The sequence below is a fragment of the Paenibacillus sp. P4_A7 genome, from assembly GCF_056402455.1.
Genome location: NZ_JBFUHJ010000900.1, coordinates 1 through 681, shown reverse-complemented (window position 1 = coordinate 681; position 681 = coordinate 1). Strand labels below are relative to the sequence as shown.

The window sequence follows — 681 nt, the reverse complement described above, 5'->3', positions numbered from 1 at the left end:
CAAGTGTTGCGTTCCATACGATGCCTGTAACTGTACCAACATCAGCGAAGCTTACCACGCCAAAGATTAAGGCAAGAACCGCTCCAGCGGCGGCAGACCATCCAATGTTTAATCCTTTTGGCTGCCATATAACAAAAGTTAGTGTGAGCAAAAATATAATTACAGCTACGATCGTCATGCTTCCTCCTGAACCTCGCAACAGCTATTCTTCTGAGCTGCAATGTTTTCTTTCATTGATGGTAAATACTCAAAAATGCACTGAACATAAGCCTCTATTTCATAATTAAGAGAATAATATACCCACTGCCCTTTTTTCTTTTCATTTAAAAATCCTGCTGACTTCAGTTTACGAAGATGTTGGCTGGCATTCGGCTGTGACATACCAATAATATCGGTAATGTCGCAAACACAAAGTTCCCGTTCTTTCAGTAAAGCAAGGATCGTTAGCCTCGTCTTATCTGCTAACAACTTATATGCCTCTGCCATGTCCTGAATCTTTTGTTGCATATGTAGCAACCTCCTTATCTAAAGAATTCATACTGCCCCAAAAGTCGTCAATGTCTCTTCGTTCGTTATGTTACCCTCCGGCAGAGATAATATCATGAAATAAATATATAATAATTCAATTATATAATCAAAGACTTATATAATAATCTATTGTAAAAATAAGCAACATTACTT

At 37.7% G+C, this 681-nt stretch carries 2 protein-coding genes; both read right to left on the bottom strand.

Translation table 11 applies throughout. The features are described 5' to 3' along the window. The coding region (locus tag AC1DWN_RS34830) for an ArsB/NhaD family transporter (RefSeq protein WP_477563361.1) at window positions 1-178 on the bottom strand (178 nt) is incomplete at its 3' end. Next, window positions 175-507 (bottom strand): ArsR/SmtB family transcription factor, encoded by a 333-nt coding sequence (locus AC1DWN_RS34825; protein ID WP_477563360.1) that lies wholly within the window; start codon window positions 505-507, stop codon window positions 175-177. The genes AC1DWN_RS34825 and AC1DWN_RS34830, both read right to left, overlap by 4 nt. Window positions 508-681: the final 174 nt, after the last annotated feature.